Raw genomic sequence first — 7,302 nt, forward strand, 5'->3', positions numbered from 1 at the left:
GAGTGCGGCGCGTGCACGCCGAGCTGCGAGGCTTCGGACACACCGTGAACCGCAAGCGCGTCGAGCGCCTCATGCGCAAGCACGGCCTTCAGGGCTTGCATCTGCGGCGCCGCAAGCGCACCACGGTCCCGGACCGGCTCGCACCACCCGCCCCCGATCTCGTTCAACGCGACTTCCATGCTGGGAAGTTGAACGAGAAGTGGTGCGGTGACATCACGTATGTGCAGGTCGGCGGCGCGTGGCTGTATCTCGCGTGCGTCCTGGACATCTGCTCACGTCGGGTGCTCGGCTGGTCAATGGCTACCCCTATGCGCACTGAACTGGTCACCGACGCCCTCAAGATGGCCGTAGCCACCCGCGGTGGCAGCGTGGATGGGGTCATCTTTCATGCGGACCGCGGCTCGCAGTACACCGCTGCCGCGTTCGCGCAGGTCTGCGACGGCTTCAGGATCCGCAGGAGCATGGGCCGGGTCGGCTCGAGTTACGACAATGCCCTCGCCGAGAGTTTCTGGCAGGGACTCAAGAGGGAGACGATGCACCAGAGGCTGTTCTCGACGGTGCGGCAGGCGAGGTTGGAGATTTTCCAGTGGCTGACGTACTACAACGTCCGCAGGCGTCACAGCGCCCTCAACTACCTCTCGCCTGTGGAGTTCGAACAGCAGCATCTGCGAGCAGATAAGCTATCGATCGCGGCATGAGCCCCTGTGTCCACACTCCGGGGGACGCCTCAGTTCGTGCTCGTCACCACTGGAAGCGCCACCCAGACCGGGTTGGTCGCCTTCTGCGAGATGGCTCCGTACGTGGTGGTCAAGGCCTTCACCGGCCCCCTGGTGGACCGGATCGGCCCACGGGCCGTTTCCTGGACCACGGATCTGGCCAGCGCAATCGCCGCCGCCGCGGTGCCCCTGTGCCACGCCTTGCACCTATTGTCCTTTCCGCTCCTGCTGGCCTTGGTCGCGGTGATCGGTGCAGTCCGCGGACCCGGCGATCTGGCCAAGGGGGTCATGGTCCCGGAAGCGGCCGATCGCAGTGGGGTACTGCTGGAGCGGGCCACCGGTCTGACCGGCGTGACCGAACGGCTCGCGTCCACCATCGGCCCGGCGGCCGGCGGCGCACTGGTGGGGCTGGTCGGCCCCTTGACGGGGCTTGTCATGAATGCAGGCTGCCTTGCTCTCGGATCGGTGATCATCGGACTGGCACTGCCTCGCGGCATGGGGCACGCAGCCGAGGAAGCCTCATCGCAGGCCGGGGAGACGGAACCGGGCTACTGGCGGCGATTCGGCGAGGGCTTCACCTTCCTGCGGGGCGAGCCGTTGTTGCTCACCGTCATCGTCATGGTGGGGATCACCAACCTGCTGGACGCATCGTTCGGCACGGTGCTCATGCCCGTCTGGGCCAGAGAGTCCGGCAACGGGCCGACCGCGATCGGAGTGATGGGCAGTGTGATGGGGGCCGCGGCCGTTGCCGGGAGCCTCCTCGCTGCGGTGGCGGCGCACCGACTGCCGCGCAGAGTGGTGTTCTTCGCCGGATTCCTGTTGGCCGGGGCACCGAGATTCCTGATCCTCGCCTCCGATGCCCCGTTGGGGGCGGTACTGGGCGTCTTCGCGGTCAGTGGGTTCGGTGCGGGCTTCCTCAACCCGGTGCTGGGAGCCATCCTCTTCGAACGGGTGCCGCGCCGGATGCTGGGCCGCGTCAACGCGCTCGGTGACTCACTGGCCTGGGCCGGTATTCCTCTGGGTGGACTCATCGCTGGGGCGGCGGTGGCCTCTGCCGGACTTATGCCGGTGCTGCTCGCATGCGGGGCCGCATACTTCCTCACCACGAACCTGACTGGACTGCGGCCGGAATGGCGCGCGATGGACCGTACGGGTGGGCGAGGAGTCCTGAAGCGGCAACCTGAGGAAGACACTTCACGACACAACGCGAGCGTCACGACGTGATGTTGAGGGGAGGGAGAAGAGGGATTGCTCGCCCCCTCCCTCCCGCTCCTTCAGACATCGCCTGCGCTGTCGTCGGCCGCCTTCGCGGCGCCCAGCGGACGCAGACGCGACTAACCCGTCACAGCTGACACGCCTGGCCTCAGGCATGCGATGTCCGTTTCCCGCCAGCACCCGAGGGCGGCCACCGCACAGTGGAAGCGTGACCAGCAGCAACAGCATGTATGTGGCGGTGCGCAGCCGCGATGCCCGTACAGACAGCGAGTCCAACAGCGCGGCAGACAGTCCCGGGCCGACCAGTACGGGTAACGGGCCAGGAGCTGCTGGAAACCACCGACGACACCGTCGACACCATTGCTGCGGCCACCGGCTTCGGCACCGCCACAACGCTGCGCCGGCACTTCAACCGCACGGTCGGCGTGCCTCCCGACAGCTACCGCCGCACCTTCCGCTCGCGACCTCAACCCGGCCTGAACGACAGCCGACAACACCACCAACTCCCCTGAGCCATGGGAAGGAGCCCTTCGGCTCACCGGCGGTCAATTGCCAGTCCGGGCCTCTACTGAGACGCCCGGCGCCTGGCCTTCACTGCGAAAACCAGTGCTGATACTCCGCACACATGAAGCGCCGCAGTCTGCTCATGCGGGGCGAACACGGGGCTCCCAGAGCCTCGTTGAACCCACGAACGTGCTCAGCGCGGCGGTCCTACCAGCCCCATCTCATAGGCGGTGATCACGAGCTGAACCCGGTCCCGGGCGCCCAGTTTGGTGAACAGGCGTGACACGTGCGACTTGGCGGTGGCCACCGAGATGAAGAGATCCTCCGCGATCTCGCTGTTCGACCGGCCGCGTCCGACCAAGGTCAGCACTTCCCGCTCCCGCTCAGTGAGGCCCTCGACCGGCCGTGGAGAGCGCTCTGGGGGATCGGCAGGGCGCCTGACGAAATCCGCGATCAGACGGCGCGTCACACTTGGCGCGATGAGCGCGTCGCCGGCAGCGACCACGCGGATCGCCGCGAGGATGTCGTCCAGTGCCATGTCCTTCACCACGAAGCCGCTCGCGCCGGACCGGAGCGCGCCGTAGACGTGGTCGTCCTCGTCGAAGGTGGTCAGCATGAGGACACGGGTCTTTGCCGGGCCGGCGGTGATCCGGCGCGTGGCCTCGATCCCGTCCATGCCGGGCATCCTGATGTCCATCACCGCGACGTCGGGGCTCATGTCGCTGACCAGTTGGACGGCCTCGGCGCCCGTGGCGGCCTCTCCGACGACCTCGAGGTCGGGGCAGTCGGCCATGAGCACCCGCAGACCGGAGCGCACCAATGGCTGGTCGTCGGCGAGGATGATGCGGACTGTCATCGGGCCTCCGCCGGAACTCCGACGGGTTGGGGCAGCGGCAGCGTCGCCGCCACCCGGAAGCCGCCCTCGGGACGTGGTCCGGCGACGAGTTGGCCGTGCAACAGGCCCACACGCTCCCGCATGCCCACGAGACCGAAGCCATGAGCCAAGCCGTTCTTGGCGCCGCGCCCGTCATCGACGACCTCCACGGACAGCTCCTCGTCCCCGTAGTCGATGGCCACCCGGCAATGCCCCGCGCTCGCGTGACGGACCACGTTGGTGAGCGCCTCCTGCACGATACGGTAGGCGGACAGGTCGATGTCGGCCGGCAACGGCCGCTGCTCCCCGCTGAGGCGCACGTCGACGCGTACCCCCGCATCCGCGGTCGCCGCCGTGAGCCGCTCGATGTCCGCCAGTCCCGGCGAGGGCGCGAGAGCCTGCGCCGATGCCGCTGACTCCGGGTCGGCCTGACGTAGAGCCACCAGGGTGCGGCGAAGGCCCGACAAGGTCTCTCTGCTGGTGGCCTCGATGGCTCGCAGGGCTTCGCGGGCCTCCGCAGGCTGTGTCTGGATGACCCGGCTGCCCACCCCGGCTTGGATGGCAATAATGCCGATGCTGTGGGCGATCATGTCGTGCAACTCCCTTGCGATCCGCAGCCGTTCGGCGGTCACGGCCTCCGCAACCTCCTGCGCGCGCAGAGCCACCGCGTGGTCGCGACGTTCGCGGCTGAGCAGGCCGACCATGCACGATGCGGCCATCGCGAGGAGGGCGATCACGCCGTTCACCGTCAGGTTGTCCCCGTGCGCGAAACCGCCGATCAGCAGGAGTTGCACGGTGAAGCACACGGCGACGGCGACGATCGAGGCTCGCCGCGTGCGGGTGGCGACGATGAAGCCCAGGACAAGGTCCACTGCCAGAAACGACAGGAACTCGCCCTGATACGAAACCGCCAGGCTCGTATGCACGTGGCGGGGTGGAAACACCGCCACCACGGCGGTGGCGCCGAAGAGCGTCATACCCAGAGCCAGCAGCGGCATCCGTCGCAGCACACCGACGAGCAGACTCGCAGCCAGCAGCGACCCCACCGCATGCACCGTGCCCGAAGCCCGCGGCGCGCCCCCAAGCAGCAGAAGCAGGAGGAAGAGGTACAAGAAACCCCCGACCCAGGCCATGACTTTCGTCCTGGTCACCGTCGGTGTGCCTTTTCCAGAGGAGGATTGCGATGCGGAACGCCGGCAGGCGACGGAGAGGTCATTGAGTCGTCCATGGCGTGAGACTAACCAGTCGCTACCTGCACGGCATCGGCCCCGGGACGTACGCCCGCGGGCTAATCCCGCGGCGCGATTGCCGTCCACTGCCCCATGCCCCGTCGGGGACTTCCCGACAGAGTTGACCGTGTGATCGAAGCCAACGAACTCACCAAGCGCTACGGCAGCAAGACCGCCGTCGATCAGCTGTCCTTCACGGTGCGGCCAGGTCAAGTCACTGGATTCCTAGGCCCCAACGGAGCCGGTAAGACGACCACTCTGCGGATGATCCTGGGCCTGGACGCGCCTACGTCCGGTGCCGCCACCGTCAGCGGCGTGCCCTTCGGCACCCACCCCCGTGGACTGCGGCACGTCGGCGCTCTCCTGGATGCCACCCAGGTCCACGGCGGCCGCAGCGCCACCGCTCACCTGTCAGCCCTGGCGCGCAGCAACGGCATCCCGCTGCGCCGGGTCGACGAGGTCCTTCAGGAGGTAGGGCTCGCCGAGGTGGCGAGCCGCCGCATCGGCGGGTTCTCGCTCGGCATGAAGCAGCGGCTCGGTATCGCCACCGCGCTGCTCGGCGATCCGCCCGTGCTGATGTTCGACGAGCCGATCAACGGAATGGATCCGGAGGGCGTTTTCTGGGTGCGCCGCCTGTTCCGGCGGCTGGCCGCCGAGGGGCGCACCGTCTTCCTCTCCAGCCATCTGATGTCGGAGATGGAGAACACCGCCGACCAACTCGTCGTCATCGGCCGTGGCCGGCTCATCGCGGCTGAGTCTGTAGGGGACTTCGCGGCCCGTAGCGGTTGCCGCAGTGTCGTGGTCGGCAGCCCGCAGGCTGCCGCACTGGCAGCGGTGCTGACCGCCGCAGGCGCAGCGGTCGAGCCACAAGCCTCGACCGGCACCGCGAAGCTCGCCGTGACCGGGCTGCCCGCGGAGCGGATCGGCGCGCTTGCTTTCGAGAACCAGATCGTGCTGAACGAGCTGACCACCCGTACCGCCTCACTGGAGGAAGCGTTCATGCAACTCACCGCCGACAGCATTGAATACCTGGCAGGACACCCTCGATGACTACGACCACCTCCCTACCCTCGACCACCTCGCACGCGCCCCTCACCGAGCCGCCGATCCGCTTCCGCGACGTCCTGGCCGCCGAGTGGATCAAGATGAGGTCCCTGCGCTCCACTCCGTGGACGATCGCACTCACCAGCCTGTTCGTCATCGGGTCCGCAGCCGTGGCAGCATCGGCGGACTACAAGAACTTCGGGGGCCCCGGCGCGAGCACGCGGCAGCCTCCCGGCTTCCTGCCCTTCGACGCCTATCCGCCTGCCGGCTACATGACGCTGATCCTCATCGCAGGCAGCCTCGGCGCCATCACCATCACCAGCGAATACAGCAGCGGCCTGATCCGCACCACCACCGTGGCCGTACCTGCTCGCGGTTCAGTGATGTTGGCCAAAGCGGTCGTCACCGCCGGCGTGTGGGCCGCAGCCGGCACGGTCATCGCCACCGGCTCCTTCCTGGTCTCCCAGGCCATCCTGAACGGGCGGCACATAGGCGTCCCCATCACCCACCCCGGAGTGTTCCGGGCTTTCGCGGCATCCGCGCTGCTGGCCCCCGTCTGCGCACTGGTCGGCCTGGGCCTCGGCGTCCTGATCCGCCACAGTGCCGCGACCATGGTCACCAGCGTCTTCACATTGGTGATGCTGCCCACCATCTTCTCCCAGGACAAGCACTGGTCCGCCGACGTCAACCATGCGATGGTCGCCAGCGCCTGGAAGCGCCTGGTCCAGAACTGGCCGCCGGATCCCCATTCGCTCGGCTACACCGCCACTGTCGCCGGCTGTTGGATCGTGTACGCGCTATGGCCGCTCGTCGCGGTCCTGCTCGCGGTGGTCGTCGTGCGGCGCCGCGACGTGTGAACCGTACTGGGCATCTCCGGGCGGACCGCCGTCTCAGGGGGTGGCTGGTTGGGCACGACGGCGTGGACAAGGACAGTTGCGGAGAAAGGCAGGCGGCGCAGCGCCAGGCTGGACAGGCTGCCGAGGCCAGGACGCGATGCCGAGGGCAACCTGGCGGCGGCCCTGGGCGGGCCGCACCGGTGAAGAAGCGCTGTTCTGGCTGTGCCTCTACGGCCCCGGGGCGGCGCCGGCCTCTCGCCTCCACCGGCGGCCGAGCTCGATTCTCCCGGGGATCAGCCGTCACGTGATCAACAGCTCTTTGTCGGAGCCGGGGAGGCGCAGCCTTTGTCGGCACGAGGCGATGCTGCTCAGCGCCCAAGCCCTGATGGCGCTCCTGTCGCGCACCATGCCCCTCAGTTCCCGCGCGGTCTGCTGAGCACTCTCCATCCAAGGGGCGACGGGCTCCTCCTCGAGGACCGTGGCGAATCGCTCCTGCGCCACGGCAACGTCACCGACGAGCGCTGCCGCGACCCCGGCGTGCCACGGCTCCCAGAACCACCCGCGCCTCACCGGTTGGGCAGCCAAGTACCTCGCTACCGACTGGACATCCGGGAGTTGGCGTCGGAGCTTCTGCACCTGTGTCTCTGCCCGAAGTGCGAGATCTTGGGCGACCGACGCGAACTGCTCATCACTGCGGTAGTCCTCGGTACCACTCAGGCGCTCACTGAGGTGGAATGCGAAGTGATCAACGTCCTGCCACAGCCACATCGCTCCGACGTGCAGTCCACTGAGTGGTGTGCATCGTGAAGTAGCAGGTCGCGGGGCTGGTGTGCGTCGGCTCCGGGGTACTCATGCTGGTGACGGGCGGGTGACTTCGGTGGAGA

At 68.0% G+C, this 7,302-nt stretch carries 7 protein-coding genes and 1 pseudogene; 5 read left to right on the forward strand and 3 right to left on the reverse strand.

The features are described from left to right. The 3 genes and pseudogenes from ACWDA7_RS48660 to ACWDA7_RS48670 all read left to right on the forward strand — a co-directional run. Positions 1 to 698 (forward strand): IS3 family transposase (locus ACWDA7_RS48660; protein ID WP_450614107.1); only part of this gene is annotated, 698 nt, incomplete at its 5' end. Between the two features lie 6 nt (positions 699 to 704). Continuing rightward, positions 705 to 1,940, forward strand: a complete 1,236-nt coding sequence (locus tag ACWDA7_RS48665) for an MFS transporter (RefSeq protein ID WP_450614109.1) — start codon at positions 705 to 707, stop codon at positions 1,938 to 1,940. Between the two features lie 311 nt (positions 1,941 to 2,251). Next, positions 2,252 to 2,443: pseudogene (locus tag ACWDA7_RS48670) on the forward strand (helix-turn-helix domain-containing protein); the annotation flags it as partial. Positions 2,444 to 2,628: 185 nt separating this feature from the next. Here ACWDA7_RS48670 and ACWDA7_RS48675 read toward each other — a convergent pair. Both ACWDA7_RS48675 and ACWDA7_RS48680 read right to left on the reverse strand, forming a co-directional pair. After that, the gene (locus tag ACWDA7_RS48675) at positions 2,629 to 3,291 is read right to left on the reverse strand and encodes a response regulator (protein ID WP_450614111.1); all 663 of its coding nucleotides are present in this window, start codon (positions 3,289 to 3,291) and stop codon (positions 2,629 to 2,631) included. After that, the gene (locus ACWDA7_RS48680; RefSeq protein ID WP_450614113.1) at positions 3,288 to 4,442 is read right to left on the reverse strand and encodes a histidine kinase; all 1,155 of its coding nucleotides are present in this window, start codon (positions 4,440 to 4,442) and stop codon (positions 3,288 to 3,290) included. The genes ACWDA7_RS48675 and ACWDA7_RS48680 overlap by 4 nt, the downstream gene beginning before the upstream one ends. 225 nt (positions 4,443 to 4,667) lie before the next feature. On the opposite strand from ACWDA7_RS48680, the gene ACWDA7_RS48685 reads away from it, so the two are divergent. Together ACWDA7_RS48685 and ACWDA7_RS48690 are read left to right on the forward strand one after the other, a co-directional pair. Continuing rightward, the gene (locus ACWDA7_RS48685; protein ID WP_450614115.1) at positions 4,668 to 5,588 is read left to right on the forward strand and encodes an ABC transporter ATP-binding protein; all 921 of its coding nucleotides are present in this window, start codon (positions 4,668 to 4,670) and stop codon (positions 5,586 to 5,588) included. Further along, positions 5,585 to 6,439: an ABC transporter permease gene (locus ACWDA7_RS48690; protein ID WP_450614117.1), complete on the forward strand. Its 855-nt coding sequence runs from the start codon at positions 5,585 to 5,587 to the stop codon at positions 6,437 to 6,439. Before ACWDA7_RS48685 ends, ACWDA7_RS48690 begins: the two co-directional genes overlap by 4 nt. 279 nt (positions 6,440 to 6,718) lie before the next feature. Here ACWDA7_RS48690 and ACWDA7_RS48695 read toward each other — a convergent pair whose 3' ends face one another. Next, positions 6,719 to 7,186, reverse strand: coding sequence for a hypothetical protein (locus ACWDA7_RS48695; RefSeq protein ID WP_450614119.1), 468 nt, complete (start codon positions 7,184 to 7,186; stop codon positions 6,719 to 6,721). Positions 7,187 to 7,302: the final 116 nt, after the last annotated feature.

It is taken from the genome of Streptomyces sp. NPDC001156, from assembly GCF_053598275.1.

Excerpts from the sequence above, each read along its gene's own strand:
- ACWDA7_RS48675 (WP_450614111.1), bottom strand. The coding sequence starts at position 3,291 with ATGACAGTCCGCATCATCCTCGCCGACGACCAGCCATTGGTGCGCTCC.
- ACWDA7_RS48680 (WP_450614113.1), bottom strand. The coding sequence starts at position 4,442 with ATGGCCTGGGTCGGGGGTTTCTTGTACCTCTTCCTCCTGCTTCTGCTG.
- ACWDA7_RS48690 (WP_450614117.1), top strand. The coding sequence starts at position 5,585 with ATGACTACGACCACCTCCCTACCCTCGACCACCTCGCACGCGCCCCTC.
- ACWDA7_RS48695 (WP_450614119.1), bottom strand. The coding sequence starts at position 7,186 with ATGTGGCTGTGGCAGGACGTTGATCACTTCGCATTCCACCTCAGTGAG.